The organism is Pseudoclavibacter sp. VKM Ac-2867, assembly GCF_015351275.1.
Lineage (GTDB): Bacteria > Actinomycetota > Actinomycetes > Actinomycetales > Microbacteriaceae > Pseudoclavibacter.
Map to the genome: position 1 here is coordinate 36,849 of NZ_JADKSL010000009.1, position 26,116 is coordinate 62,964.

Here is a 26,116-nt window from a genome sequence, read left to right on the forward strand (position 1 = left end):
GGCCGCGCCCTGGGCAAGGAGACGCGGCCGATGCTGCTGCCCGACGAAAGGTGACCTCCCCTATGACAACACGACGACGGACGCGGCGGCGCGCGGCCCTGCTCACGGGAGCTTCGCTCGCACTCGGCGGGTTCCTCGCTGCGGCAGCGGCACTGCCAGCCTCGGCGGCACCAGCCACCGCCGGAAACTACTCGGGCACCACCGACAGCGGTCGCGACGTCGAGTTCACCATCGACGGCAACGGCACGCTCACCGGCTTCTCAACCACCAGCACCTGCTCGATCTTCGGGATGTTCCCGCAGACGATCTTCATCGTCTGGTCCGGCGACAACCCGCCCGTGGACGTCGAGGTCGGCGTGCCGTTCGAGGTCGAATGGGAGCTGAGCGGCGGCAGCGGCACGACCACCTACGAGCTCTCCGGGGTACTGGATGCGGATGGCACCTTCACGGGCGAAGGACTGGCGCAGATGGACCTGCCCGTCCTCCCCTGCGTCGCCTCGCCCTTCGAGTGGACCGCAGCGATCGGCGGCGTGACCCCAGAGCCTACGGCTACGGCGACGCCCACGCCGACGGCCACCCCGACGCCGACGGCGACCGCCACGGCGACCGCGACCGCGACCGCGACCGCGACCGCGACCGCGACCGCGACGGCCACGCCGACGGCGACCCCCACTCGCACGCCGACGCCAACTGCGACGCCGACGCCAGCGCCCATCGGTGCTGAGGATCTCGCGGAAGAACTCCGCGGCGGCATCTCGGTGCCCGCATCCGCGGAGATCGGCGGAACGGTCACCCTCGGGGTCGGCGCCGACTACGCAGGTGCGACGGTCAATGTCTGGCTGCAGACCCCGGAGCCGCTCCTGCTCGGCTCCGTGCTGGTCGACGATGCCGGGCGCATCGCCGTGACCCTGCCGGTCGAGCTGGAGGCCGGAGACCGGACCATCGCGGTCTCCGACGCTGACGACGCCGTGCTCGGCTGGGACGCGATCGAGATCGTGCCGAGCGCGCCCACGCCCACGCCCACGGCGACGGCGACGGCGACTTCGACAAGCGGCGAGACTCCGACGGCTAGTGCATCGGCGACGACGACCGCGACCGCTCCTGCGGGCGCGGGCTCGACGAGCACGCCACCGGCGGGTGGAGCGGGCGGATCCAACACCCCTGACGCGCTCGCCAACACGGGCTTCGACGGCACGGCGACCTTCGGCTGGATCGCCGGGGTCGGCGCCCTGCTGCTCGGGCTCGGGGCCTACGGCTTGACGCGCCGTCGCCACCACCGGAGCTGAGCTCGCTGGGGCGAAGACGGAGGCGGGAATCGCACGCAGCGGCTCCCGCCTCCGTCATCGCTCGCTCACCTGACGACGCCCATCCGCCACGCCCAGGCCGCGATCTCGACGCGGTTGCGGGCACTGAGCTTCACGCTGATGTTGCGCGCGTGCGTCTTCACGGTCGAGACGGAGACGAAGAGGTCGGCGGCGATCTCCTCGTTGGTGCCGCCGCGGGCGATTGCGGCCGCGATCTCCACCTCCCGTTCGGAGAGCTCGTGCTCGACGCTGGTCGGGGTCCTTCTCACGGCGGTGCCAGCGAGCTCGCCCAGCAGCCGCACCGTGATCGAGGGCGAGACCAGCGCGTCCCCGCCGGCGGCGGCGCGAACCGCCTCGACGAGCAGCCGCGGTCCTGCATCCTTGAGCATGAAACCGGATGCGCCCGCCTGCAGCGCGGAACGCAGGTACTCGTCGCTGTCGAACGTGGTCACGATGACGACCCGCGGCGCGTCAGGCCGAGCGGTGATGATGCGTGTGGCGTCGAGCCCGTTCATCCCGGGCATTCGGATGTCCATGAGCACGACATCCGGGTTCGTCTTCGTCGTCGCGGTGACGGCCTCGTCGCCGGAGCCGGCGACGCCCACCACGCGGATGTCGCCCTCAGCTTCGAGGATCATGCGGAACCCGGCGCGCACCATCTCCTGGTCATCGGCGAGCACGACGGTGATCATCGCTGCGTCTCCAGGGGGAGGGAGACCGCGACGGTCCACGTGTCCGAGGTGCCCGCGCCGGCGGTCATCACCCCGCCGAGGGCCGCGACCCGCTCGGACATGCCCGTGAGCCCGAACCCGGCAGTGGCGTCCTCGCGAGCACCGGCGGGCACCCCGTCGTTCTCGATCTCGAGCACCAACTCGGCGTCGATCACCCGCACCGACACCGCCGTGGTCCCCGCAGGCGCGTGCTTGCGGGCGTTCGTGAGCGCCTCCCTGACCACGCGGTACACGGATTCGCCGACGCCCGGCGGCAGGGGCGCATCCGCGTCCTCGAGGTGCAGCGTCGTGCGCTCGCGGGCTGGGTCGAACCGTTCGACCAGCGTCGGGATGTCCGCGAGACCGTATCCAACGCTCAAGGATGCGGGTTTCCCGTCGCTGTGCTCGTCGCGGATCGCACCGACCATGCGCCGCATCCCGGTGAGTGCCTCAGCGCCGGCCGCCTCGATGGCGGTCAAAGCCTCGGTGGTGCGCTCGGGGTCGTCGCGGGCGACGGCGAGTGCCGCCTGGGCCTGCACGACGATGCCGGTGACCTGGTGCGCGACTACGTCGTGGAGCTCGCGCGCCAGCTCCAAGCGCTCGGTTCGGCGAGCAGTCTCCAAAGCGGATTCACGGCGGAGGCGCACGAACCGAGCTGCGACACCGCCGATCACGGCGCACCCCCAGATGAGGATGGCGAGCAGGATCGCGGCCTCGTCGACGCCGATGCGGAGGAGGGTGATGGCAAGCGCGACCACAAGCGCGCCGCCGCCGACGGCGATCGCGCCTCGGGGAGAAGCGGCGCGCACGCCGAACACTGTGAGCGCGGCGAGGGCTGCCGACTCGGTCAGCGAGAACCAGGGGAAGCCGATGGATGCGGCAACACCGGATGCGAGGAGCGAGACCGCGAACGCGGACAGCACGGTGAGTGTGACGGGCAGCCGGCCTCGAGCGACCACGAGCGCAGCCACGACGAGAGCAACGAACGCGGTCGCCATGGCGCCAGCGATGAGCGCATCGGCGGCGCCGGACTCCGGGACGACCGCGGACCGGGCGGCGAGCTCGAAATCGACCACGAGCAGGAACGCGAGCGCCACGAACTCGGCGATCTTCGGCGCCGCCTTGAGGCGGGCTGGGAGGGAGCCGAGCCGCCCTCGTCCGCCGTCGCTGCTTGTCGTCACTCATCCATCCTCGCGGAACCGGCTTGAGCTCCACTGCGTCTCACCAGCAAATCGTTCGAAGGGACGAGCGAGCCGGACATGACCGTCCCCTCGGTCGAGGCGGGCAGGCATTCCCGCACCGGAGGGTGGATGCATGACTCAAGACCTCGGCGCTGTCCGCTCCCAGCCCTCCGCGCAGCCGCTCCCGCTGGCCGCTCAAGCAATCGACGTCGTGCGCGAATACGGTGCCTCCGGCAACCGAGTGCGCGCCCTCAACGGGCTCAGCCTCGACCTGCCCGCGAGGCGGTTCACGGCCATCATGGGTGCCTCCGGTTCAGGTAAGTCGACCCTGCTGCACTGCCTCGCGGGGCTCGACCAGCCGACCTCCGGCCGTATCCTGCTCGGCGATACCGACCTCGGGCGGCTCGACGACGCAGCCTTGACGGCAGCACGTCGAGACCGGATCGGGTTCGTGTTCCAGGACGGCAACCTGCTCCCGCATCTCACCGCGGGTGAGAACATCGACCTCGGAGCGTCGCTCGCCAGGCGTCGCCCCGAGCGTGGTTGGCGGGCTGAGCTCGTCGAGCGGCTCGGCATCTCCGACCGACTCCGGCACCTGCCTGCACAGCTCTCCGGCGGTCAGCGTCAGCGGGTCGCCGTCGCGAGGGCCCTGCTCGGACGACCCGACCTCATCGTCGCCGACGAGCCGACCGGTGCCCTCGACAGCGAGTCGGGCAGCTCCCTGCTCGCGCTCTTGCGCGCGTGTGTCGACGAGTACGGGCAGACCGTCGTGATGGTCACCCACGACCCGGTGGCCGCCGCCGTCACCGACGAGGTCGTGCTGCTCAGGGACGGGAGGGCCGCCGGCACGCTGCCCTCGCCGACCCGCGGTCGGGTGCTCGAGAACGTCGCCGCGCTCGCGGCCGGTGCGGGGGTGTCCGCATGATCGTCATCCGCGCGGCGGCCAGAAGCGTGCTCCGGAGGCCGGGCCAGGCGGTCCTCATCGGCATCGCGATCGTCGCGGCGACCGCCTTCGCGGCGGCGTCCCTGCTGATCGCGCTCAACGCCCGGACCGCACTCGTGGCCTTCGGCATGAGCACACCGGCGGCGGCGGATGCAGTTGTCCTCCCGCACGCGGAACTCGCGACGGAGGCGGTCACGGAGATCGCCGAGCGCGCGCGTACGCTCCCCGGCGTGGACGAGGTCGCCGTCGAGTACCTCGGCGACGTCGAAGTGCAACTCGGCGGCTCCACCACCGTCTGGAAGCTGACGAGTGACCCCGGTACCGGCCCGCTGAGCGGCATCGGCGCGCTGACCGCCGGCGCCCCTCCGGAGGTCGGCGAGGTGGTCATCGGTTCGAGCACGGCCGAACGCTCCGGTGCCTCGGTCGGCGACGTGTTCGTGGCGGGCGGCCATGAGCTCACGGTCGCCGGCATCGGGCAGGTGCACGAGTTCGGTCAGGATGTCGCCCTCATCCGGGAGCAGGATGCAGTTGCGATCGGCGACGCCATGACCCCCATGCAGATCTTCGTGACGGGCGAGCCCGACCTCGACGTGCTGAGCGCGGTGGCGGGGGAGAGCACTGTCGTGGGCGGCGAGGAGCGGCGCGCGGAGGAGGCGCGCTCGGTGACCGACACGCTCGTGGGCGTCTTCGGCGCGCTCACGGTATTCGTCGGCCTTGCTGTGCTGTCCGCCGTCGCGATCGTGAGCTCGACCTTCCGCATCCTGCTGGCCCGACGAGCCGCCGAGCTCGCCCTGCTGCGTTGCGTCGGGGCGTCACGGGCCCAGGTCCGCCACTCGGTGCTCGTCGAGGCGGCGTTCATCGGACTCGTCGGCGGAGCAGGGGGCGTCGCAGTTGGGCTCGCGGCCGCCGCGGTGCTCGTCGCGGCGGCGAGAGGGGCCGGGCTGGTCGACGCACCATTCGACGCCGCGCCTGCAGGACTCATCGCCTGCCTCGTCCTTGCCGCGGCCTGCTCCATCGTCGCCGCACTCCCGGCTGCACAGGCTGCGGGCAGGACCTCGCCGGTCGCCGCGCTCGGGGAGGCACGCTCGTCGGATGCACGTCCGCTGCGTGGAGGAGCCCGCGGTCTGACCGCTGTCACAGCGGCCGCCTTCGCAGCCGCCGCCGCGATCGCAGGGGTGGCTGTTGCGCCCACCGACGAGTTCCTCGGCCTCGCGCTCGCCGCGCTGAGCGGCACGCTCGTCTTCGCGGCACTCGTCGCCGTCGGGCCCTTCCTCATACGCTGGTCGGCCCTGCTGCTGCGGCCCCTCGCATCCAGGTCAGTCGCCCTTCGGCTGACGATGTCCAACGCACGTCGCGCATCCCGCCGCACCGCCGCCATGACCACCGTGCTGACGCTGGGTGTCGGCCTCACAGCGGCGCTCACCGTCGGCGTCGCCGGCGCGACCGCCGACGCCGAGGCAAGCGTCGCCCGCAACTTCCCCACGGCGGCCATCATTCCCGTCGACCTCGTGGACGACCCAGACGCGGTCATCGACCGCCTCTCCGCTGACCCGAACGTGGAGGCGCGCCTCGCCGACGCGGACATCCTCATCGACCCGGCCCCGGGGGTGGCGCCTGAGGCGCTGCGATCAGCCGTGCTCGACCGCCTGGACGCCGGCATCCCCGTGTACTGGGCCGCCGATGTGCAGGCGGGGATCGAGCAGACGATTCTCATCGGGCAGCTCATCGGCGCCGCCATGATCGGGGTGACGCTGCTCGTCGCGATGATCGGGGTCTCCGTCACGCTGGCGCTCTCGGTCGCCGAGCGACGACAGGAGATCGCGCTGCTGCGCGCCCTGGGCGTCAGCCGCGCAGGAACTCGCCGCTCCGTCGCTGCAGAGGCAGCGCTCGCCGCCACGATCGGCGCGGGGATCGGCGTCGCCGTGGGATGCGGATACGGGCTGCTCGCCCTGCACAGCCTCGGCATGGCAGGCGGGGTGCCGCCATTCGGGGCACTCGCGGTCCTCGGCGCGGGCGTGGTGGGCGCGTCGGTGCTCTCTGCGCTCGCGCCCATGCGGACCGCGAGTCGCGTGCAGCCAGCCATCGGAGTGGCCGCCCGCTGACGCGCGTCGGCAGCCAGTGGGCTCGTCGGTCTGCCTGCCCGGCCGCCTGCCCGCCCGTCCTGCCTTTCGCCCCGCAACCCGTCCGTCTGCCCGTCTGCCCATCCGTCGTCCGCTAACTCGGGATGGGGAAGTCGCTTCGTTCTGGGAAGGTTCCTGCAACGAAGTGATGTTTCCATCCCGAAACCGGACGTGGGTGTCCTTATGCCCGTGGGTTTTGGGTGCGCCCGTGGGCTTGTCTGCCGGTGGGCCTCGCGTGGGTTTCGTCGGGCTGGCGAGCGGATTGGTTCGGGTGGGTATCCGACGGTGCTGCGAGTTTCGGGATGGGGAAGTCGCTTCGTTCTGGGAAAGTTTCTGCAACGAAGTGATGTTTCCATCCCGAAACTTGGGTGGTGGGCCAGGCCAGGCTGGGCTGGGCAGGGCACCGGGCGGCCAGCCGGCCCGCCGCGCTAGATCCAGCCGCGCTCGCGGGCCACGACGGTCGCCTGCTGCCGGGTCGACACGGCGAGCTTCCCGAGCGCCGATGACACGTGGTTGCGGACGGTGCCGGGGGAGAGGTGCAGGGTGCGGGCGATCTCCGCGATCGTCTCGCCCCGCTGCCCGGCCCGCAGCACGTCGAGCTCTCGGTCGGTGAGGGGGCTGCGTTCGTCGGCGAGCGCATCCGCGGCGATCTCCGGGTCGACGTAGCGTCGGCCAGCGGCGACCCGGCGGATGATGTCGGCCACCTCCTCGGCCCGGCGGGACTTCGGGATGAACCCCTCCACCCCCGCGGAGAGCGCCCGACGCAGCACCCCGGGCCTCGCGTGCCTCGTGACGACGATGCACCGCACCTCGGGCAGCCCCTGCAGACGCTCGGCGACTTCGACACCGTCGAGGCCGGGCATCTCGAGGTCGAGCAGGCAGATGTCGGGCTTGAGGCGCAGGGCCTCCTCGACGGCGGCCGTGCCGGTGCTGCACTCGGCGATCACCTCGAGGTCGTCCTCGAGGCGCAGGAGCGAGGCGAGCGCCGTGCGGATCATGTCCTCGTCGTCGGCGAGCAGGACCCGGATCATGCGTGTCCCTCCGTGCTCGCCGCAGCGTGCAGGGCGGCGATGGGCAGTCGCACCTGCACGGTGAAGCTCGTGCCGTCGTTCCAGGCTTCGACTTCACCGCCGCTCGACTCGAGGCGCTCGCCCATGCCCGTGAGGCCGCTGCCCCAGGCGATGTCGGCCTCGGCGCTCTCAGTACGGTCGGCGGCGTCGTTCACCATCCGGTAGAGCCACGTGTCGCCATCACGGCTGAGCTCGATCCGGGCGCGGGCACCGTCGCCGTGCTTGAGCACGTTGGTGACGCTCTCGCGCACGATCGGTCCGAGTACAGCGACTGGGGCGGATGCGGTGCCCGGTCCCACGTGCATCCGCACGTCGTGGCCGGCGGCGCGCAGCAGGTCGGCCGCGTTCTCGAGTTCGTCGGGCAGGGGCACGCCTCGGAAGCTCGTCGCGAGGGCCCGGGTGCCGGCGCGCGCCTCATCGACGGCGCCCTGGGCGGCGCGGATCTGCTCTGCCGCCGCCGCCGGGTCCTTCGTGAGGAGCCGCTCGGCGAGCTCCAGCTGCAGCGCGATCACCTGCAGGTGGTGGCCCTGCAGGTCGTGGACGTCGTTGGCGAGACGAAGACGCTCGCGGGTCGCGGCGAGCTGGCTCTCGGCGGCGCGAGCCCGGTCGAGTTCGAGGACGATCTCCCACCACCAGAGGGAGAAGGCGGTCATGGTGGGGAGCATCACGATGAAGAACGCGGGCGCTGAGAACGCGCTCGAGGGGATGCCCTGCCTCGTGAAGCTGGACGCCTCCACGAAGACGAGCGCGGTCACGATCACCGTCGCCCCGACGACGACCCGCCACCGGACGCCGGGTGTCCACGGTCGGACAGCCAGGACGAACCCGAGGACCCCGACCGCAGCCAACACGGACGACGTGCCGACTCCGAGCAGCAGCGCGCCCAGCGCGGCGGCCGTGAACCCGGTCACGTTGAGCGGCGACCGCAGGTGTCGTTCGCCGTCACGGGCGGCGTGCACGCTCGGTCGGTAGTCGAGGAGCAGGAGGATGCTGGACGCGAGCCAGGCCGCCCCGCCGGCGATCGAGACGGGGAGCCGCCAGGGCGCGTCGAGCGCCGGCGACGCCCAGGCCCACAAGACCCAGAACACGCTCGTGAACGCGACGAAGGAGACGACGCCGACCGCCGTGTACCACCAGGTGGCGGTCACGCCGCGGGCGAGCGCCATCTCGCCGATGCGTGGAGTGCTCATCCCTCCACGGTAGGCCAGCGGGGGACGCGCGACCCGTGACATATGTCACGAACCGGCACGCGCATCCTCACGAGGAGTGGTGACGCGGTGACACTGCCGCTGCGCGAGCATCCCGACTGGAATGGAGTCATCACCGCGGTACTCCGACGCGGTAGCCCAGATCGCAGCTTGGAAAGGCCACACCATGAATCCCATCGCAGAGCTCATCCTCGGCTTCCAGAACCTGATGGCGCAGCTGCCCGAGTGGCTCCAGCCCCTCATCGTGGCGCTCGCTGGCGCCGTTCCCTTCATCGAGGGGGAGGGGGCCGCGACGATCGGCATCATCGGCGGCATCAACCCCGTCATCGCCGCGGTGGCGGGCGCAGTTGGGAACTTCATCGCGGTAGCGCTGGTCGTGTACCTGGGTGCTGCCATCCGGGCACGCTTCGCGAAGTCGCCGGCGGACGCGAAGCCTAAGACCGCGAGCCGCGAGAAGTTCCAGCGTGCCTTCAATCGCTACGGGGTCGCCGGTGTGAGCCTCCTCGGCCCGCTGCTGCTCCCGACGCACTTCACGGCCGCCGCGCTCGCGGGAAGCGGCATCTCGAAGGGGCGCGTGCTGGTGTGGCAGGCGGCCGCGATCATCCTGTGGACGACCCTGCTGACGCTCATCGTCACGGGCGTCATCCAGTTCGCGGTCTGACGGCTCGCTGTCCGAGCCGAACGGTCACCTCAGCTTGAGGATGGCGGCTGGCGCCGGTCAGCTCTGAGGGGTCCACCCGAACGGGGTGGGCCCCTCCAACGTCGCGCGCTCGCGATCGGCTGCCGCTGACCAGCCCTGGGCCGCATCCACGGCGTCGAACCCGCCGCGCGCGACGCGGAACCCGACGTCCTCGTGGTGCATGCGTGGCGCACCGCCGCGGCGAACGGAGGCGCGGACGCTCCACGTGTCGTCGGCGTAGCCGCCGCCCCTGAACACGCGGTAGTCGTCGTAGCGGGCCGGGTCGAGGTGGTCCCAGCACCATTCCCACGTGTTGCCGAGGGTGTCGAAGAGGCCGTTGAGGTTGGGGTGCTTGCCGCCGACGGGCTGCGGGCTGGTGACGCCGTCGAGGCTCGTCCAGGCGACGTCGGCGAGCGGCCCGTATTGGGCTGCGGTCGACCCGGCGCGGCACGCGAGCTCCCACTCCGATTCGGTGGGGAGGCGGATGCCGTCGGAGTCGACGTGCCACGTGACCTGCTCGCCGTCGTACGAGTAAGCGGGGTCGAGCCCTTCCCATTCGGAGGCGGCGTTGCAGAAGCGGATGGCGCGCAGCCAGCTGACGTCGGTCGCTGGCCGTTCGGGGTGGCTGGTCCCGTCGTCGGTGGCTTCGCCGAGGAGCTCGCCGAGCTGCGACTGGGTGACGGCGTAGACGCCGATCTCGAACGGCTCCAGCTCGACGCGCCTCCGCAGCTTCCGGCGGGCGTCGTGCAGCTCGACGGTGCCGCCCTCGATGGCCGAGAATTCGATATCCATTGGGGCCATCCTCGCACCGGAGGCTGCCACCGGTGCCTGGCGAGTGGTTGTCGGGGCGTGAGAGCATGCCGGGATGATCGACTCCGCCGCCTTCGTGACCACCCCCGACGGTCGTCGCCTGCGCACCTTCGCGAGCGGGCCTCTTGATGCTGGCGCGGTGGTCGTGCTCGAGGCGGGCCTCGGTGCGAGCGGCCTGTACTGGGGGCTCGTGCACCGGGTGCTCGCGGAGCGCGTGCGGGTCGTCGCCTACGAGCGTGCCGGGTATGGGGAGAGCACACCGGATCCCGCCCCGCGCACGTTGGAGCGGCTCGCGGATGACCTCGACGCAGTGGTGAACGCGCAGGAGCCCTCTCGGCTGGTGCTCGTCGGCCACAGTTGGGGTGGACCCATCGTGCGGCGCTTGGCAGCACGTCGCCTTGCGGCGGGTGCGCCGATGGATGGGGTTGTGCTGGTCGACCAGAGCGACGAGCACGCGGCCCTGTATTTCCGGCCTTCGACGCGGCGCCTCTTCGCGTTCTCGGCCGCGGTGCTGGAACCCGCCGCCCGACTCGGCCTGCTGCGTGTGCAGCTGCGGAGCCTCGTCGATGGGATGGGTCCGATCGCGGCGGCACAGGCGCTGGATGCGTCGACGAACCCGGCCGCGGCCCGGGCCGCCGCCGCCGAGCAGCGCCTCGTGGGGAGCGAGCTCGCCGGGTTGCGGTCGCGCCCGCCGCGGCTCGGCGACCTGCCCATGCGGGTGATCTCGGGCATGAAGGAGACGCCGGCGGACCGCACGCGCGGCCCGCTGATCGCGGCGCACCTGGAGACGGTCGCCGCGCATCCGGGGGCGGTGCACGTGCGGGCGGAGCAGTCGGGCCACGTCGTCACGGCATCCGAGCCGGAGCTGGTGGCACGGCAGGTGCTCGAGTTGGCGCTGCAGGCCGGCGATCGCGGGGTCGACTCCCGTGCATCCGGAGACGATTCATCGATCTGAGGGCCGTTGTCACGAGCGCGCGTTGCCTCGATTCCGGGGGAGACGAGTCTTCGAGGGGCTGGCAGCCACGGACTACGACGAATCTGCAGGGGAGAGGTGCTCTGAGCCGGGATCGTCCGCCGCGGCAGGAGAAGCTCGCGGGCCGGTCTGACGAGGAAGACGGCGTCGAAGGCTCGACCCGAAAGAAACGGCGGTAGGCTCACCTCGTAACGTGCGTTACACGAGGGGGGTGTCCGGTGACAGAAGGCAGTGACGTGTCCGAACCGGCGATCGAGGAGCTCATCCGCGACGCCCTGGATCGGTTCTCGGCGAGCGAGCGCAAGGTCGCCCGCACGCTCCTCGCGAATTACCCGATTGCCGGGCTCGAACGCATGGCAGAGCTGGCGAAGCGAGCGAACGTCTCGCCGCCGACGGTCGTGCGGTTCATCTCTCGGCTTGGGTTCTCGGGGTATCCGGCTTTCCAGCGACGGCTGGCTCGGGAGGTCCACGAGCATCTCGGATCACCGCTCGAGCAGTATGACCGCGCAGATAGGCGGGTCGAGTCCTCGCAGTTCCTCGGCTATGCGGCGAACCTGTACAACCAGGGGATCAACGAATCGTTCGCCGAGCTGCCGGAAAGCGAGTTCTACCGCGCCGTCTCCCTGCTCGCGGATCCGCGACGCCGAGTGCACCTGATGGGTGGCCGCTTCAGCTGGATCCTCGCCAAGTACCTGTGCTCGCACCTGCAGATGATCCGACCAGGAGTCGAGGTGGTTCCCGATGACGAGATCGGCCGGCTCGGGCTCGTCAACGATTCGTCACGCACCGACGTGATCGTGGTCTTCGACTATCGCCGCTACGACATCGAGACGGTGAGGTTCGCCCAGCGCCTGGCAGACCGGGGAGCAGAGGTGGTGCTGCTCACGGATCGGTGGCTCTCACCCGTCGCCGACCTGGCCAGGGTCGTTCTGCCAGTGCGGGTCGAGGCACCGTCACCCTTCGACAGCCTGGTGCCGGCCCTCGCACTCGTGGAGAGCCTCATCGCGGCGGTCACCGACCGGATCGGCGACGAGGGGCGAGCGCGGCTCGAGCAGCTCGAGGCCATGCGCGCCAGGGGTGCCACTCGAGCACCCCTGGCGTAAGCCGCAGCCGCCGTTCGCTCAGGCCACGCCGCAGTAGCGCACAGCCGTCAGCGCGTAGGTCTTGGCCGCCGTGATGATCTGGTGGATCGGCACGTACTCGCCTTCGGCGTGGGCGGTGGTGGCGGCCCCCGGCCCGTAGATCACACCGGGGATGCCAGCCTCCTGCAGCCAGGTCGCGTCGCACAGGCCCATGAATCCCTCGCGCAGCGCCGGGCGTGAACCGTCGAACGCGCCGAGAGCGTCGCTGTGCGCAGCGCGCAGCGCCGGCACCACGTCGAGGTCCTCAGGAGCGTTGTATGGCGGCCACAGCAGCGTCCACTCAATCTGGGGAGGGTTGGCCGCGAGCCAAGAGTCGTTTGCGCATGCGGCAGTGATCACGGCCTCTACCTCGGCGACCACTTCGGCATTGGTGCGGTCGGGGTGGTGGGCCACGCAGTATTCGACGACCAGCTCGTCCGGGTGGGCGAATGGCACCCGGAAGCCCACCGGGTGCGCCTCGAGGACGCCGGGGAGGAGATTGAAATAGCCGGGGACGAAGTCGGGGTGCCGATCGGTGAGCGCCCAGCGGTTCTCGAGCTCGCGGAGCGCGGAGTAGACGACCCAGTACTTGTCGATGGTGTTGACGCCGAGCGCCTCGCCGCGCAGCGTCGGGTGGACGGTCATGCCCCGCAGGCTCGAATGCGCCGTCTTCCCCTGCAATGTGACGCGGAACACCAGGCCGCCCGGGGTCGACATGGCGTAGTTGGGATCCCCATCATCGAAATGAGACGGCTCCACGACGATCGCCGCATCCGCCGTGTATCCCGCGTTCACTGCCGCGGTGGTGCCCGCCTCGTGATCGCCCACCTCCTCACCGACAACGGCCTGGAGCACGAGGTCGCCCTGCAACGTCACACCGGCCTTGGCAAGTGCGAGGGCGGCATACGCGGCGGCCACGACGCCAGCCTTGTTGTCAGTCGTGCCGCGGCCGTGGACGGCCGTGTCCGTGATCCGTCCGGAAAATGGGTCCTCGCTCCACTTCTCAGCGTTTGCCGGGACCACGTCAACGTGCCCGTTGAGCAGCAGCGAGCGTCCGCCACCGGACCCGACGAGACGGGCGCAGGCGTTGTCCCGCTGCGCTTCGACCGAGATCATCTCCACCTCGGCTCCCGCCTCACGGTAGATCTCGGCGACGAGCGCACTGACCTCGCTCTCGCGTCCCACATGGTCGTCGTAGACCTGCCCTGGGTACTTCGGGTTGATGCTGGGGATGCGCACGGCGGCAGCCACCGATTCGATCATCCGCGGGGTCAGCGCGTCGACGGCAGCGAGCACCCGTTCGCGGAGTGCGAGCGCGGGCTCGGGCATGAGGGGTGCGTCAGATGCGGGCATGGTCGATCCTGCTTCCTGGTGAGGTGACGGTTGGAGCCGATGGGATGGTTTGCGGGGCGGAGGGTGGTCTCCGTCGGCGCACCTGGCGGGCGACTGCGCGGACGGAGGTGTCGACGAGGCCGGCCAGCCCCTTCGGGAGGAAGATCATCACGAGTACGGTTCCCGCACCGATGATGATCAGCTGCCAGGCACCGAGGCCGGTGAGGGAGCGGTCGACGAACGTGACCACGATCGCGCCGAGGACCGGTCCCCAGATGTGTCCGGTACCTCCGAGGAAGATCATGCTCAGGCCGAGGGTCACGAAGCCGAAGCTGAAGAGGGTGGTGTCGGCGACTCGGAAGAACGAGACGTACAGCGCACCGGCGATGCCCGCGATCGACCCGCTCAGCACGAAGGAGAGCAGTTGCTGTCGGATGCGGTTGATGCCGCGGCTGATCGCCAGCTGCTCGTTGTCGCGCAGCGCGATGAGGCTCTGCCCGAAGGGCGATCGGATGACGTGGTGCAGCACGATCACCAGAGCGACGACAGCGAACGCCGTGAGCCACAGATAGCCGAGTCCGCCGGCATCCGAGAGGCGGAAGTCGCCGAGCGCGAGCCCTGGCACACCGGGGAGCCCGTTGGAGCCGCCGGTCAGCCCGGGGACGGCGAGCACCAGGTAGAAGCACAACTGCACGAAGATGAAGGTCACCAGTGCCACGTAGATGCCTCGCATCCGCAGCGCCGGGAGGAAGGCCACGGCGGCGGCGGCCGCTCCCGTGAGCCCGCCGAACAGGAGGCCCCACCACGGATTCCATTCCCACGACACCGTCGAGACTGCCATGGCGTAGCCGCCGAGGCCGAAGAAGCCCACGTGCGCGAAGTTGAAGATGCCACCGAACCCGACCGTCAGGTTCCAGCTGGTCGCCAGCAGAGCGTAGAGCAAGGCAGTGATGGCCAGAAGCCGCGCGGGGCCGGACACGATCACGTACGGCGTGAAGAACGCCGCGGCCAGCAGGGCGGCGTAGACGCCGAAGCGGAAGAGGAGATGTTTCATGCCGTCCGTCCTTTGACCAAGCCCTGGGGTCGGATCAGGAGGACCGCGACCAGCACCACGAACACGATGACCGGACTCCACTGCAGGCCGAGCGCGAACGAGGTGGCCGCCTCGAGCAGGCCGATCACGAACGCGCCGAGGAGCGTTCCCCAGAGTGTCGCGGAGCCGCCGAACACGAGCACCACAAAAGCAGTCAGAAGCGGCTCGAAGCCCTTCGTGGGTGTGAGGGTGGACGTCGTTCCGTAGATGAGCGCTGCAGCGCATGCCAGGACGGCCGCGATGCCGAAGACCGTCGCGTATACCCGAGACGGTTTGATCCCCATCAGCAGCGCCATGTCGCGATTCTGCGCCACGGCGCGGATGCCCGCGCCCCACTCGGTGCGGTTCAGCAGTTGGATGAGCCCGATCACGAGAGCGAGGGCGAGCGCGAGGGCGAGCAGACTTGTCACTGCGACCTGGGTCCCTCCGATGGACACCGTCTCCGTTGAGACTGCGGGAAGCTGGCGGTTCGTCGGGCCCCAGATGAGCTGCATGGCGCCACCCATGGCACTCGCGACGGCGAGCGTCGACACCATCACCAGCAGGGTGCCGTTGGCGCGGTGCACGAGTGGACGGACCGCCACCAGTTCGAGCACGACGCCGAGAAGGGCCACCAGCGGGACGGCGAGGATGAAGGCCAGAAGCACGGGGACCCCAAGCGGACCGGCGAGGGTCCAGATGAGATATCCGGCCGCGATCAGGATCCCGCCCTGGGCGTAGTTGAATACGCCGAGGGTGGACCAGACGATCGACAATCCGCTCGCCAGAAGAGCGTAGAGCGAGCCGAGCACGACGGCGGAGACGAGGATGGCGATGAGTGCGTCAGCCATTGTTGCCTGCCGGAGTCGAGCTGGCTGTGGGATGGGTCCCGCCAACGTACATGTCCATGACCTCCTGTTGTGAGGGGCGCTGGTCTGCGCTGCCACTTCCGACCACGCGGCCGAGTTCGATGAGATACCAACGGTCGGTGAGCTCGAAGAGGAAATCGATGTCTCCGTCTGCGACCAGGAGCGTGAGTCCTGTGCGCTGTACCTGTTTGAGGGCTGCTAGGATCTCGCCCCGCACCTTGGGTGCGAGTCCGAGCGTGGGCTCGTCGAGGACCAGCAATTCCGGCCTCGCCATCAGACCCATTGCGATCGCGACCATCTGCCGTTCACCGCCGGACAGTGTGCCGACGAGCTGGTCGCGGCGCTGCTGCAGTTTCGGGAACAGGGCCTGCACGAGCTCGAGCGTCTCGCTCCGGTGGGCACGGGCCTCGGGGCGACGCGAACCGAGCAGCACATTCTCTTGCACGGTCAGGCGCGGGAACAGCAGGCTGCCCTGAGGGATGTGGACGAGTCCGCGGCGGAAGATCTCCGTCGGGTCGCGGCGCACGATGTCCTCGTCCTGGAATCGGATGGCTCCCGCCATCGGGCGGATGAGCCCGGAGACGGTGTTGAGCATGGTGGTCTTGCCGTGGCCGTTCGGGCCGAGGAGAGCGATCGCCTCTCCTCGTTGCACGGTGACGTCGACGCCCCGGAGCACGGTCGCCCGGCCGTACCCCGCTCGGAGCCCCGAGATCTCGAGCAGTGGATGCTCACTCATGCGCGCCTCCCAGGTAGGCCTCGACGACGGCGGGGTCGCTGAGCGCCTGTTCGGGAGTCCCCTCGCTCAGCGAAGAACCGGCAGCCATCACGACCATCCGACCCGCCAGCTCGCGGAGGAGGCTCAGGACGTGCTCGATGATGAGCAGCGTCAGGCCCTGGCTGTTGAGCGAGCTGAGGAGCTCGACGAGCTCTGCCTGGTCTTCCGCGTCCAGCCCGCCCGCTGGTTCATCGAGCATCAGGAGCCGCGGCTGCGCGACCAGGGCCGAGGCGATCATGAGCTTCTTCTTCACCAACAACGGCACCTCGCCGGATGGCAGGTCACGGTATGCACCGATACCGACGGCGTCGATGGCGATGTCGATGGACTCCTGCCGGGCCGCACGGGTCATACCGGTGCTGAGGTATGCGGCGGAGACTGACACGTTGTCCCCGACTGTGAGCGTCGTGAACAGCTGCTCGCTCTGGAACGTGCGACGCAGGCCGCGTCGCGCGATCTTCGGGGCACGGAGTCGGTCGATCCGCGCCCCGTCGAACCAGATCTCACCCGACGACGGTCCGAACGGTACGCCGGAGATCAGATTGAAGAGCGTCGACTTGCCCGCGCCGTTGGGGCCCGCGATGCCGAGGATCTCGCCCTCGGCTACATCGAAGGAGACGTCGCGCACTGCGGTGAAGCCGCCGAACACCCGGCTGGCGTTGCGCACGGACAGCACGGGGCCGGGCCGGGGGGTCACTGCATCCATGGCGGCACGGTGAAGGAGGTCTCGGCGGCTTCGTCCGGTGCGATGCTGACTCGCTGCTCATCCTGGATCTGGAAGTAGATCATCGGGATTCCGTCGTCGCCCGCCACGGTGAGATGCGTCGCCGGGTCGAAATGCACTCGACCGAGTGAGGTCACGACGTCGAGATCGCCGATCGCGGCGCCGACCGCCTCTCGGTTGGTGGGGTCACCGGCGGCCTCGGCGGCATCCGCCCACAGGCGGACGGATTCGTAGAGCATGATTCCGTAGAGGCCAGGGTCGGTGCCGTAGGCCTCATCGAAAGCCGCGATCGCCGCCTCGCCTTCCGGCGTGGTCTTCAACGGGGAGATCGGCAGGTTGTAGAGCACGCCATTCGCTGCGGAGCCTGCCAGATCGATGAACTCGGGCACGCTCGGCGCATACTGCGAGAACACCAGGGAGTCGGTCGGGTTGGCGACGAATTGGCTGAGGAAGCTCGCGGCGTTCGCGGTCTGGTAGTCGGTGTTGACGATGACCGAAGGATCGGCTTCTTTGATCTTGGTGATCTGCGTCGTCCAGTCGTTGACTTCGCCGAACGGAACGGTGTCGGGGCCGATGACGTTCCAGCCGTCGCTCTCGAACGTCTCACTCAGCCCGGAGGCGATTCCGTTCGAGTAGGGATTGTCGCTGGAGATGATGTATACGGTCTCGTTGCGAAGTGGGAAGGAGCCGTCTTCGTCCCACGCTGCGACCTTGGCAGGGAAGTCGGTGCCGTACCCGGCGTACGAGGGGGTGAGCGACCACACTGTCGGGTAGGCCTCTGGGTCCGCGGAGATGATCGCCGCTGTCTGGTCGCTGCCTCCGCCGATGATGTAGGGCATGCCCGCTTCGGCCATGAGGTCGATCTCGAAGTTGGTGGTGCTGGCGTACCCGGTCAGGACCGCTGCCACGTCGGGGTTGGCCGTCAGGGAGTTGACCGCTGAGGCCACCGCGTCGGCGCTCTGGTCCTTGACGTCGGCGACCTCGAGCGTCACTGTCCGCCCATCGATGCCGCCCGCCGCGTTCAACTCGTCGACGGCGAGACGCGCCCCTTGCTCCATGAGCTCGCCGTCGGCGGCCGAGCCGCCGGTGAGCGGTGCAAGCAGGCCCAGGACAACGTCACCCTCCCCGTCTCCGGAGGACCCACCACTCGGGGGTGCACATGCGGACATGGTCAGGGTCACAGCCGCCACTGCCGCCAGTGCTGCTGCCCGACGAGAAGGCACTTGGACGCGTTTGGAACTCATGGGGGACTCCCTGCAGTTGTGGTCTCGGACACCGTTGCCCGAGCGGTCTGGAATGCGTTGGATTCACGATACTCACATTCCAGAAAGGGTCAATAGATAATGATGTGAAATTCTGGTTACGTTCTGCTTGGATCTGAGATAGTGTGCCTCGAACGGGGTTGTTCGGAACGTGCATACCGGAAATATCGCCTCGATCTCATGTCGGCAACGACGAAACTTCGAAGGGATTCACATGAGCGTGACCGATTCACTGTCGCTGCTGGATCACCATTGCCACGGCTTGGTTCCAACCTCGCTGACGGGCGAAGAGTTCCGCCTCCTCGCGACGGAGTCCGATCACCTGGCCCCCACACCGCAAGAGACACTCGACTCTCCAATCGGCCTCGCGATCCGCTCCCGCTGCGCGCCGCTGCTCGACCTCCCGCGCCACACCGAAATCGACGCCTATCTCGACCGGCGCGCAGAGCTCGGAGCCGACGAGGTGCATCGCCGTCTGATGGGCGCCTCAGGGATCTCACGCCTGCTCATCGACACGGGGTTCGAAGCATCGCCGGTGGCCTCGCCATCGACCATGGCGGAGATCACCGGGCTTCCTGCCCATGAGATCGTGCGACTCGAGCGCATTGCAGAGCACATTGCCCCCGCGAGCACCGCGGCAACGTTCGCCAGCGACTTCCTCACCGCACTCACCGAGGCCGCCGAGCGCGCGATCGGCTTCAAATCGATCATCGTCTACCGGTTCGGATTCGACATCCCGCCCGAGCCGCCGAGCGACGCTGAGGTCGTCGAGGCAGCAGGGCGATGGTTCTCCGCAGCCTCGGCCACGGGGGATTGGCGGCTCACCGAGCCCGTCATCTTGCGCCACCTGCTGTGGGCGGCGATCCCGTTCGGCAAGCCGATCCAGTTGCACACGGGGTACGGAGACAGCGACATACAGCTGTTCCGAGCCGACCCGTCACGGGCGACCAGGTTCTTCGCGGCAACCGTCGAGTCCGGCGCCGCATTCACCCTCCTGCACTGCTACCCGTTCATCCGGGAGGCCGGGATCCTGTCCCAGATCTTCCCGCATGTGTACTGCGACGTCGGAGCCGTCACCCACTACCTCGGACCAAGCGCAGGTGTGGCGATCGGACACATGATGGAGGTCGCTCCATTCACGAAGATCCTGTTCTCTTCGGACGCCTACGGCCTCGCCGAGCAGTACCTCATCAGCAGCCTGTCGTGGCGAACGCAGCTGGGGCGACTCCTCGACAGCTGGATCGCCGACGACTGGACGACCGCCGAGCAAGCGCGCCGCATCGCGGGCCTGATCGCGTCCGGCAACGCCGAGCGCCTCTACGGAATCGAGGACCACGCGTGAGGATCGCGGAACTCGACGCGCTCGAGCGCGAAGCGAGCCGACACCTCGCCGGCCACATCCCGGCGGCGATCGGACTGCGCCACAGTATTCACCGCAGCCCGCGGCTCGGCGGGGAAGAGACGGAGACTCGGTCCCTCATCGAAGCTGCACTCGGTGTCACGGGCGTGCCGGTCGCGGAGGGGATGTACGTCCGGGTCGGCCCCGCGAGCGGGCCCTCCGTGGCGGTCCGTGCGGAGCTCGATGCCCTGCCGATCCAGGAGAAGAGCGGTCGAGCGTGGTCGTCCGAGCGCCCAGGTGCTGCGCACCTGTGCGGCCACGATGTGCATGCGGCCGCGCTCGCGGCGGCAGTGATGACGCTCAGCGAGCTTGAGATCCCGATCGGGTTCGTCGCCGCCTACCAGCCGCGCGAAGAGGTGATGCCGTCTGGCGCCCGTGACTTCGTCGCCAGCGATGAGTTCAGAAGCAACGAGATCCAGGCCATGCTCGGCCTTCACCTTCAGCCGGCGCTCCCGAGCGGGCACATCTCGTCGATTCCTGGCCCGGTGAACGCGTCGGCAGACGACTTCGAGGTCCGGATCACGGGCCGGGCCGCCCACGGCGCCTATCCGCACCGTGGCAACGATCCGATCGTGGCGGCCGCGGCCATCGTCCAAGCGGTCCAGCAGCTGGTTTCCCGGCGAATCGATCCGATGACGCCCGCGGTCGTGACGATCGGCCGTCTCCGCGCCGGCGACTCCAACAATCAGATCCCCGGCGAAGCAACGCTCGGCGGAACGGTGCGCAGCTATCACGAGGGCGACCGGAGGTTCCTCCAAGCCGAGCTCGGCCAAGTCGCGCGTTCAGTCGCGGGGGCGTACGGATGCGAGGCCGAAGTGGTCTTCAGTCAGGGCGAGCCCGTGCTGCACAACGATCCGGAGCTGACGGCAGCCATCGCTGCCGCACTCGAGGACGACGGTGCCGTGCAGGCGGAACCCTTCCGATCGTGTGGGTCAGATGACTTCGCGTTCTACTGCGAGCTCTTCCCCTCGCTCATGATCTTCGTCGGCGTCGGTGATGGCCACGCCGACTCGCCCGGACTGCACAATCCGGCGTTTGCACCAGATGACGACCTCGTCGAGGTGCTGGCGCGGATGATGCTCCGCGCTTACTTCGCCGTCGTGCGAAACAACCCCCAGCTCATGTTCGACCAGAAGGAGCTCCATGCCTGACGCACCGCAGAACGTCGACATCCGGGACATCCGTGCGCTGATGATCTCGCACATCGACAACGCCGGAATCAGCCGGCTCAAGGTCATCCCGCAAGACCGGGTGCCCTCGGCTCTCACGAAGGGATCGACGATCTCCTTGAGCGTGGGCATGCTCCTGGCGGTTGATGATTTCGCTACCTCGACCACGGCGATCGATCCCACCATCGGCGACCTGCGTGGCATTCCCGACTCGAGTGCCCTGGCCTGGATCGACGAAGAGCTCGGCCTCGCGTGGGCGCCAAGCGACCTCTTCGCCCTGGACGGCATGCCCCACCCCACCTGTCAGCGTTCGGCCCTCAAGCGCATCGCGAATGACTCCGACTACGAGTTCCTCGTCGGCATGGAGCTGGAGTTCACCCTCTTCCGGGGCACGAAGGACGCGCCGGAACTCGCCCACTCGGGACCGGGGTACGGCACCCTGCCGTTCCTGGAGCTCGAGGCCTGGCACCTTGATCTGCTCGACGCCCTCCGTGTCGCCGGTGTCCCCGTCGAGCAGCTGCACCCCGAGTACGAGTCCGGGCAGATTGAGCTGTCCCTAGCGCCGCGCGCCCCGGTGCGTGCTGTCGACGACTACGTCCTCGCCCGCATGATCGTGACCCGCGTTGCCATTCGACACGGGTTCCTGGTCTCCTTCGCCCCCGTTGCCGTGCTTGGCGGCGTATCGAACGGATGCCACATCCACCTGTCGGCGTCGGCCAGCGGGTCGAACATCTTCTTCGATCCCGAGCGCGAGTCAGGCATGGCGGAGGACGCGGAGCACATGGTCGGCGGGATCGTCGGCAACCTCGTCGACGGTCTAGTGCTGCTCGGAGGATCCACGCTGAGCTTCGAGCGACTGCAACCGCACCACTGGGCAGGGGCATACGCCTGCTGGGGGCCGAGCAACCGCGAAGCGGCGGTCCGGTACATGGGTGGCTTCGCGGGGTACGGTGCCGAGCAGTCGAACATCGAAGTGAAGTGCGCTGACCCCGCCGCCAACCACTACCTGGCAGTGGCCGCTTTGATCGGGGCGGCTACCGAGGGCGTCCGGAGGCGCACGCCGTTGCCGGCCGCCGTCCGTGCAGATCCTGCCGAGCTCTCTGATGCCGAACGGACGCGCCTGGGGGTGGAGCGCTTCCCCACCGACCTCGGGAACGCACTCGAACGCTACTCCGCGAGCACGTTCTTCCGTGACCTGCTCGGGCCCGAGCTCTTCGACTCTTACCGCGTGGTACGTGCTCGTGACTGGGAGGTCCACCGCGACCTCGACGGCGACGATGTGGCGGCGCGGGTCCGCTGGAGGTACTGAACGATGACCAAAGACTCCGCAGCATCCTCAGATGTGCACAGCCAGGATCGGACCCCGTATGCGGACGCGCTCGACGCGTTCGCGCAGCGAGATCTCGTCCGAGTGATCGTGCCCGGTCACAGCGCTCAGGCCGGTGCCGTGCCAGAGCGCCTCGACCGGTTCATGTCCGATCGCCCGTTCGCGAAAGACTGGACGCCACTCCTCACCGGGCTCGACAAGGGCGATGACAACCCCCTGGATCGCGCGAAAGCACTCGCTGCGGACGCATGGGGAGCCCGCCGGGTCTGGTTCCTCACAAACGGCGCCTCGCAGGGCAACCGCGTTGCCGCGCTCGCCCTCGGCTGCCTGGCATCCGGAATGATCTCCCAGCGCAGCTCGCACAGCTCCTTCGTCGACGGTCTCATCCTCTCGGGCCTCTCGCCGCGCTTCGTGCTCCCAGGGATCGACGTGCAGCGCGGCATCGCGCACGGCGTCTCCCCGGCCGACCTGGAGGACGTGATCGCAGCGAGCGCGGCGGCCGGTGACGACGTGGCCGGGGTCTACATCATCAGCCCGAGCTATTTCGGGGCAGTAGCCGATGTCGAGGGGCTCGCGTCCGTCGCTCACCGGCACGGGCTTCCCCTTGTGGTGGATGCGGCCTGGGGTGCACACTTCGGCTTCAGCCCGCTCGTTCCGGAGAACCCGTTGCGTCAAGGCGCCGATCTGGTTGTCTCCAGCACGCACAAGCTCGGCCAGAGCCTCACACAATCGGCGATGCTGCATTTGGCGGAGGGACCGTTCGCAGACCTGCTCGAACCGCTTGTCGAGCGCACCTTCAACCTCGAGCAGTCCACGAGCGAGAACACGTGGCTGCTGGCGTCCCTCGACATCGCTCGCCACCACCTGAGCACGGGGGCCGAGGCCATCGCCAGGTCGGTGCGCTCGGCGGATGCGCTGCGTGCGGCAGTGCGTGCGAGCAGCGCGCTGACGCTCGTCGAGGACAGCTTCAGCCAGTTCCCCGACATCGTGGCGATGGATCCGCTGCACGTGCCCATCGACGTCTCAGCCCTCGGCATCTCCGGGTACGAGCTCAAGGAGATCTGCGCGAACAGCCTCGGCGTCTACTTCGAAGCCGCGACCTCGCATGCCGTGATCGCCTTGCTCGGGGCGGGGGCCGAACCCGATGTCGAAAGGATCGTGTCGAGTCTCGAGGAGGCGGCCAGGATCGCAGGGGAGGGTCTCACCGACGCGGCCACGCCGCCAAGTGTGCTGCAGCGGACGCTGCCGCCGGCAGGCCGGAGCGTGCTCACGCCCCGAGCCGCATTCCTCGCTCCGAGTGAGCTGGTGCCGGCCGCGCTGGCGGTGGGGCGGGTGTCCTCGGACACGCTCGCGGCCTACCCGCCCGGCATCCCGAACGTCCTGCCGGGCGAGGAGATCACCGAGGAGGTCGTGCACTTCCTCCGCGACACGGCGCGCAGCCACGGAGGGTTCATTCGCGGCGCGGTCACCCGTGACAGCAGTCTGTTCCGGGTCGTACGGTCCGGGTTCGATGGAAACGGCGCCGAGCGCCGGAGACGAGGAGATGCGAGATGACGAGAACTGAGACTGGCCGCACTGATCGGACCCAAGACGCGGACGTGGTCATCATCGGCGCAGGCATGGCCGGGTTGTCTGCGGCTCGGATGCTGCAGGACGCCGGGCGCTCCGTGCTCGTGCTCGAGGCGCGGGATCGTGTCGGCGGGCGGGTGAAGTCGGAGCACCACGGCGAGACGCTCGTCGAGGTCGGCGGGCAGTGGATCGCGCCAGACCAGACGAGGTTGATCGCGGTCATCGAGGAGTTGGGCCTGCAGACGTTCCAGCGCTACAGGACGGGGGAGAACGTCTACATCGGGCCCGATGGCGTCGTGCGCACCTACGTCGGCGAGATGTTCCCGATGCCCCCGGCAACCGTCGCTGAGGCAGAGCGACTCATGGCCGAGCTGCAGACATTGTCGCTCGAGATCGACCCATCGACACCGTGGCTGCATCCTCGGGCTGCCGAACTGGACTCGGTGACCTTGGACGGTTGGCTCCGCGCCCGTTCCACTGATGACGAGGCGGTTGACAACGTCGCGCTCTTCATCGCCGGGGCCATGCTCACCAAACCGGCCGATGCCTTCTCGATGCTCCAGGCCCTCGTCATGTGCGCGAGTGCTGGCGGATTCGATGATCTCGTGGACCCCGACTTCATTCTCGATCGTCGAGTCAGCGGTGGCATGCACCAGGTGCCACTCGCCCTCGCCAAGAGGGTCGGCGAGCATGCGATGCGGCTCAGTACGGATGTTCGCACCATCGCGCACTCCGGCGATCGCATTCTCGTGCGCACGGACGATGCCGATTTCCTGGCCTCGGACGTGATCGTCGCCGTTCCACCGCAGCTCATCTCGCGGATCGACTTCGAGCCTGCCCTCCCGCCGATCAAGCAGCAGGCATATCAGCACCTTTCCAGCGGTCAGGTGATCAAAGTGCAGGCTTGGTACGACGAGCCGTTCTGGCGCAACAACGGTCTTTCCGGCACGGCCTTCAGTCCTTACCAGGACGTGCACGAGGCGTACGACAACACGGTGCCCGGCGACCGTGGTGGCACGCTCGTCGGGTTCGTCTCGGACCGGGTGGCCGATCGTCTCTACGGCCTCTCCGAGGAGGCACGACGCAGTGCCGTTCTCGGGTCGTTCGCTGCGTACTTCGGTGACGCCGCCCTGCATCCACGAACGTATTTCGAGAGCGATTGGGTCAACGAGCGCTACACGCGAGGCGCGTACGGGGCAAGTTTCGACGTCGGTGGCACCGTGCGATACGGCGAGGCGTCCAAGGCCGCAGTCGGGAGGATCCGCTTCGCGAGCTCCGACATCGCCGGACTTGGGTTCACGCATATCGAAGGCGCGATACGCATGGGCGAGGAGGCTGCTCGGTCCATCCTCGCGTGAGCCACCTCTCGAACGTCGATGTGCGAATCGGGAGCTCGTCCGAGGGTCTGAGCGCCACCACGCAGGCGCGACGATGTCCGTCGGTGCAAAAGGACCCCGACGGTCTCACGGTTCCAGAGCATCGAGGATCGCGACGACGGGGCCGTCTTTCGCCTCTCGCCAGCCCTGTCCTGCCCAGAGGTTGACGAGCGTGCTGTCGCCCGCGGCCGTGGCTTTCGCCCGCATGGTGCGGGTCAGGTGATGCAGCGCTGGGTACCCGACCGGGGCATCCACGTGGCTCGCGACGAAGGCGTTGACGAGCGCACGTGCGGGACGACCCGTGAACGCCCGCGTGAAGGCCGTCTCGGTGTACTGCTCATCTGCGAGCGCGGCCTTGTGCACTGCAGACGCTCCGCTCTCCTCTGACCGAAGCACCGCGGTGCCGACCGCGACCATGTCAGCGCCTGCGCCGAGGAGCTCGAGCACCTGCTCGCGACGCGTGATCCCACCCGACGCGATCAGGGGCAGGTCCGTGACCGTCCGGACGCGCTCGATGAGCGTCGCGAGCGCGATGTTCTCAGGGAAGGTGTCGGGATTCCACACACCGCTGTGTCCGCCGGCGTCGTGCCCCTGAACGGTGAGGGCGTCGGCGCCGGCTGCCGCGGCCTGTCGGGCCTCATCGACGGAGGTCACCGTCTGGATCGTGAGAACCCCTGCCGCCTGCAGCCTCAGAAACGTACTCGGCGAGGGGAGCCCGAACGTGAAGCTCACCACCGGCGTCCGGCTGAGGATGACCGCATCCAGCTTCTCCGACCACTCGTCGTCGTCTTCCAGCCTGGCGGCCATGGTCGCGGCATCATCGTGCGTCGACGCGTGCTCGCGGATGCTCTCCCAGTACGCGGCGTATCCCGCCTCGTCGATGGGGTGGGGGTTGGGGACGAAGAGATTGACGCCGAACGCCGACACCCCGGCCTCGGTCACCTCGGCGATCTGCGCGTTCAGCGCCGCCGCGGTCTTGTACCCGCCGGCGAGCTGCGCGAAGTGTCCTGCGCGGGCCGCGGCGATGATGAGGCCAGGGCTGCTCGGGCCGCCAGCCATAGGTGCGACGGCAACGGACCTGAGCGTGTCCAAGGGGGAGGGGAGCGTCATGGTCGTGCCTTTC

Annotated in this window: 22 protein-coding genes and 1 pseudogene; 11 read left to right on the forward strand and 12 right to left on the reverse strand. The window is 68.9% G+C overall.

Translation table 11 applies throughout. From position 1 onward, the window contains the following. Positions 1-62: 62 nt before the first annotated feature. Complete coding sequence (locus tag ITJ67_RS10440; RefSeq protein WP_194677565.1) at positions 63-1,286, forward strand: hypothetical protein; 1,224 nt, start codon at positions 63-65, stop codon at positions 1,284-1,286. Between the two features lie 65 nt (positions 1,287-1,351). Here ITJ67_RS10440 and ITJ67_RS10445 read toward each other — a convergent pair whose 3' ends face one another. After that, on the reverse strand, positions 1,352-1,996 hold the full coding sequence (locus ITJ67_RS10445; RefSeq protein ID WP_194677566.1) for a response regulator: 645 nt from the start codon (positions 1,994-1,996) through the stop codon (positions 1,352-1,354). Continuing rightward, complete coding sequence (locus ITJ67_RS10450; RefSeq protein ID WP_194677567.1) at positions 1,993-3,195, reverse strand: sensor histidine kinase; 1,203 nt, start codon at positions 3,193-3,195, stop codon at positions 1,993-1,995. Before ITJ67_RS10450 ends, ITJ67_RS10445 begins: the two co-directional genes overlap by 4 nt. Positions 3,196-3,328: 133 nt before the next feature. Between ITJ67_RS10450 and ITJ67_RS10455 the strand changes: the two genes are divergently transcribed. Next, positions 3,329-4,120, forward strand: a complete 792-nt coding sequence (locus tag ITJ67_RS10455) for an ABC transporter ATP-binding protein (protein ID WP_194677568.1) — start codon at positions 3,329-3,331, stop codon at positions 4,118-4,120. Continuing rightward, on the forward strand, positions 4,117-6,240 hold the full coding sequence (locus ITJ67_RS10460) for an FtsX-like permease family protein (RefSeq protein WP_194677569.1): 2,124 nt from the start codon (positions 4,117-4,119) through the stop codon (positions 6,238-6,240). The genes ITJ67_RS10455 and ITJ67_RS10460 overlap by 4 nt, the downstream gene beginning before the upstream one ends. A gap of 446 nt (positions 6,241-6,686) precedes the next feature. On the opposite strand, the gene ITJ67_RS10465 is transcribed toward ITJ67_RS10460, so the two are convergent. Both ITJ67_RS10465 and ITJ67_RS10470 read right to left on the reverse strand, forming a co-directional pair. Then, on the reverse strand, positions 6,687-7,289 hold the full coding sequence (locus tag ITJ67_RS10465; protein ID WP_194677570.1) for a response regulator transcription factor: 603 nt from the start codon (positions 7,287-7,289) through the stop codon (positions 6,687-6,689). After that, positions 7,286-8,518, reverse strand: a complete 1,233-nt coding sequence (locus tag ITJ67_RS10470) for a sensor histidine kinase (protein WP_194677571.1) — start codon at positions 8,516-8,518, stop codon at positions 7,286-7,288. The genes ITJ67_RS10465 and ITJ67_RS10470 overlap by 4 nt, the downstream gene beginning before the upstream one ends. Positions 8,519-8,702: 184 nt before the next feature. On the opposite strand from ITJ67_RS10470, the gene ITJ67_RS10475 reads away from it, so the two are divergent. Continuing rightward, on the forward strand, positions 8,703-9,197 hold the full coding sequence (locus ITJ67_RS10475) for a small multidrug efflux protein (RefSeq protein ID WP_160070984.1): 495 nt from the start codon (positions 8,703-8,705) through the stop codon (positions 9,195-9,197). 57 nt (positions 9,198-9,254) lie between these two features. Here the strand turns inward: ITJ67_RS10475 and ITJ67_RS10480 are convergent, their stop codons facing one another. Next, positions 9,255-10,007, reverse strand: coding sequence for a formylglycine-generating enzyme family protein (locus ITJ67_RS10480; RefSeq protein ID WP_194677572.1), 753 nt, complete (start codon positions 10,005-10,007; stop codon positions 9,255-9,257). 73 nt (positions 10,008-10,080) lie between these two features. Here ITJ67_RS10480 and ITJ67_RS10485 point away from each other — a divergent pair, with 73 nt between their 5' ends. Beyond that, the gene (locus tag ITJ67_RS10485) at positions 10,081-10,980 is read left to right on the forward strand and encodes an alpha/beta fold hydrolase (RefSeq protein ID WP_194677573.1); all 900 of its coding nucleotides are present in this window, start codon (positions 10,081-10,083) and stop codon (positions 10,978-10,980) included. 254 nt (positions 10,981-11,234) lie between these two features. Beyond that, a complete protein-coding gene (locus tag ITJ67_RS20275; protein ID WP_160070981.1) occupies positions 11,235-12,101 on the forward strand; it encodes a MurR/RpiR family transcriptional regulator in 867 nt (288 codons plus the stop codon). An 18-nt stretch (positions 12,102-12,119) separates the two neighbouring features. Here ITJ67_RS20275 and ITJ67_RS10495 read toward each other — a convergent pair whose 3' ends face one another. From ITJ67_RS10495 to ITJ67_RS10520, 6 genes and pseudogenes are all read right to left on the reverse strand, one after another. Beyond that, positions 12,120-13,472 carry a M20/M25/M40 family metallo-hydrolase gene (locus ITJ67_RS10495; protein ID WP_160070980.1) on the reverse strand — a complete coding sequence of 451 codons (1,353 nt, stop codon included), beginning with the start codon at positions 13,470-13,472 and terminating at the stop codon, positions 12,120-12,122. Further along, positions 13,459-14,505 (reverse strand): branched-chain amino acid ABC transporter permease, encoded by a 1,047-nt coding sequence (locus ITJ67_RS10500; protein ID WP_160070979.1) that lies wholly within the window; start codon positions 14,503-14,505, stop codon positions 13,459-13,461. The genes ITJ67_RS10495 and ITJ67_RS10500 overlap by 14 nt, the downstream gene beginning before the upstream one ends. Continuing rightward, positions 14,502-15,374, reverse strand: coding sequence for a branched-chain amino acid ABC transporter permease (locus ITJ67_RS10505; protein ID WP_160070978.1), 873 nt, complete (start codon positions 15,372-15,374; stop codon positions 14,502-14,504). Before ITJ67_RS10505 ends, ITJ67_RS10500 begins: the two co-directional genes overlap by 4 nt. A 253-nt stretch (positions 15,375-15,627) precedes the next feature. Then, positions 15,628-16,128 (reverse strand): annotated as a pseudogene (locus ITJ67_RS10510) (ABC transporter ATP-binding protein); the annotation flags it as partial. Next, a complete protein-coding gene (locus ITJ67_RS10515; protein WP_194677574.1) occupies positions 16,121-16,873 on the reverse strand; it encodes an ABC transporter ATP-binding protein in 753 nt (250 codons plus the stop codon). The pseudogene ITJ67_RS10510 and the gene ITJ67_RS10515, both read right to left, overlap by 8 nt. Further along, the gene (locus ITJ67_RS10520; RefSeq protein ID WP_160070976.1) at positions 16,861-18,135 is read right to left on the reverse strand and encodes an ABC transporter substrate-binding protein; all 1,275 of its coding nucleotides are present in this window, start codon (positions 18,133-18,135) and stop codon (positions 16,861-16,863) included. Before ITJ67_RS10520 ends, ITJ67_RS10515 begins: the two co-directional genes overlap by 13 nt. Positions 18,136-18,367: 232 nt before the next feature. On the opposite strand from ITJ67_RS10520, the gene ITJ67_RS10525 reads away from it, so the two are divergent. The 5 genes from ITJ67_RS10525 to ITJ67_RS10545 are packed head-to-tail and all read left to right on the forward strand — an operon-like array spanning position 18,368 to position 24,975. Continuing rightward, entirely contained in the window at positions 18,368-19,495 is a 1,128-nt protein-coding gene (locus ITJ67_RS10525; protein ID WP_194677575.1) for an amidohydrolase family protein, read from the forward strand. Next, positions 19,492-20,703 (forward strand): M20 metallopeptidase family protein, encoded by a 1,212-nt coding sequence (locus tag ITJ67_RS10530; protein WP_160070974.1) that lies wholly within the window; start codon positions 19,492-19,494, stop codon positions 20,701-20,703. The genes ITJ67_RS10525 and ITJ67_RS10530 overlap by 4 nt, the downstream gene beginning before the upstream one ends. Then, positions 20,696-22,030 (forward strand): glutamine synthetase, encoded by a 1,335-nt coding sequence (locus ITJ67_RS10535; RefSeq protein WP_194677576.1) that lies wholly within the window; start codon positions 20,696-20,698, stop codon positions 22,028-22,030. The genes ITJ67_RS10530 and ITJ67_RS10535 overlap by 8 nt, the downstream gene beginning before the upstream one ends. Positions 22,031-22,033: 3 nt before the next feature. Continuing rightward, a complete protein-coding gene (locus tag ITJ67_RS10540; protein ID WP_160070972.1) occupies positions 22,034-23,602 on the forward strand; it encodes an aminotransferase class I/II-fold pyridoxal phosphate-dependent enzyme in 1,569 nt (522 codons plus the stop codon). Further along, the gene (locus ITJ67_RS10545) at positions 23,599-24,975 is read left to right on the forward strand and encodes a flavin monoamine oxidase family protein (protein WP_160070971.1); all 1,377 of its coding nucleotides are present in this window, start codon (positions 23,599-23,601) and stop codon (positions 24,973-24,975) included. The genes ITJ67_RS10540 and ITJ67_RS10545 overlap by 4 nt, the downstream gene beginning before the upstream one ends. 105 nt (positions 24,976-25,080) lie before the next feature. Here ITJ67_RS10545 and ITJ67_RS10550 read toward each other — a convergent pair whose 3' ends face one another. Next, positions 25,081-26,103 (reverse strand): NAD(P)H-dependent flavin oxidoreductase, encoded by a 1,023-nt coding sequence (locus ITJ67_RS10550; RefSeq protein ID WP_194677577.1) that lies wholly within the window; start codon positions 26,101-26,103, stop codon positions 25,081-25,083. Between the last annotated feature and the right edge of the window lie 13 nt (positions 26,104-26,116).

Coding starts and splice junctions, on each gene's coding strand:
- ITJ67_RS10505 (WP_160070978.1), bottom strand. CDS start 15,374: ATGGCTGACGCACTCATCGCCATCCTCGTCTCCGCCGTCGTGCTCGGC.
- ITJ67_RS10525 (WP_194677575.1), top strand. CDS start 18,368: ATGAGCGTGACCGATTCACTGTCGCTGCTGGATCACCATTGCCACGGC.
- ITJ67_RS10440 (WP_194677565.1), top strand. CDS start 63: ATGACAACACGACGACGGACGCGGCGGCGCGCGGCCCTGCTCACGGGA.
- ITJ67_RS10455 (WP_194677568.1), top strand. CDS start 3,329: ATGACTCAAGACCTCGGCGCTGTCCGCTCCCAGCCCTCCGCGCAGCCG.
- ITJ67_RS10480 (WP_194677572.1), bottom strand. CDS start 10,007: ATGGATATCGAATTCTCGGCCATCGAGGGCGGCACCGTCGAGCTGCAC.
- ITJ67_RS10445 (WP_194677566.1), bottom strand. CDS start 1,996: ATGATCACCGTCGTGCTCGCCGATGACCAGGAGATGGTGCGCGCCGGG.
- ITJ67_RS10500 (WP_160070979.1), bottom strand. CDS start 14,505: ATGAAACATCTCCTCTTCCGCTTCGGCGTCTACGCCGCCCTGCTGGCC.
- ITJ67_RS10475 (WP_160070984.1), top strand. CDS start 8,703: ATGAATCCCATCGCAGAGCTCATCCTCGGCTTCCAGAACCTGATGGCG.
- ITJ67_RS10540 (WP_160070972.1), top strand. CDS start 22,034: ATGACCAAAGACTCCGCAGCATCCTCAGATGTGCACAGCCAGGATCGG.
- ITJ67_RS10520 (WP_160070976.1), bottom strand. CDS start 18,135: ATGAGTTCCAAACGCGTCCAAGTGCCTTCTCGTCGGGCAGCAGCACTG.
- ITJ67_RS10485 (WP_194677573.1), top strand. CDS start 10,081: ATGATCGACTCCGCCGCCTTCGTGACCACCCCCGACGGTCGTCGCCTG.
- ITJ67_RS10535 (WP_194677576.1), top strand. CDS start 20,696: ATGCCTGACGCACCGCAGAACGTCGACATCCGGGACATCCGTGCGCTG.
- ITJ67_RS10470 (WP_194677571.1), bottom strand. CDS start 8,518: ATGAGCACTCCACGCATCGGCGAGATGGCGCTCGCCCGCGGCGTGACC.
- ITJ67_RS10465 (WP_194677570.1), bottom strand. CDS start 7,289: ATGATCCGGGTCCTGCTCGCCGACGACGAGGACATGATCCGCACGGCG.
- ITJ67_RS10545 (WP_160070971.1), top strand. CDS start 23,599: ATGACGAGAACTGAGACTGGCCGCACTGATCGGACCCAAGACGCGGAC.
- ITJ67_RS10460 (WP_194677569.1), top strand. CDS start 4,117: ATGATCGTCATCCGCGCGGCGGCCAGAAGCGTGCTCCGGAGGCCGGGC.
- ITJ67_RS10515 (WP_194677574.1), bottom strand. CDS start 16,873: ATGGATGCAGTGACCCCCCGGCCCGGCCCCGTGCTGTCCGTGCGCAAC.
- ITJ67_RS10550 (WP_194677577.1), bottom strand. CDS start 26,103: ATGACGCTCCCCTCCCCCTTGGACACGCTCAGGTCCGTTGCCGTCGCA.
- ITJ67_RS10495 (WP_160070980.1), bottom strand. CDS start 13,472: ATGCCCGCATCTGACGCACCCCTCATGCCCGAGCCCGCGCTCGCACTC.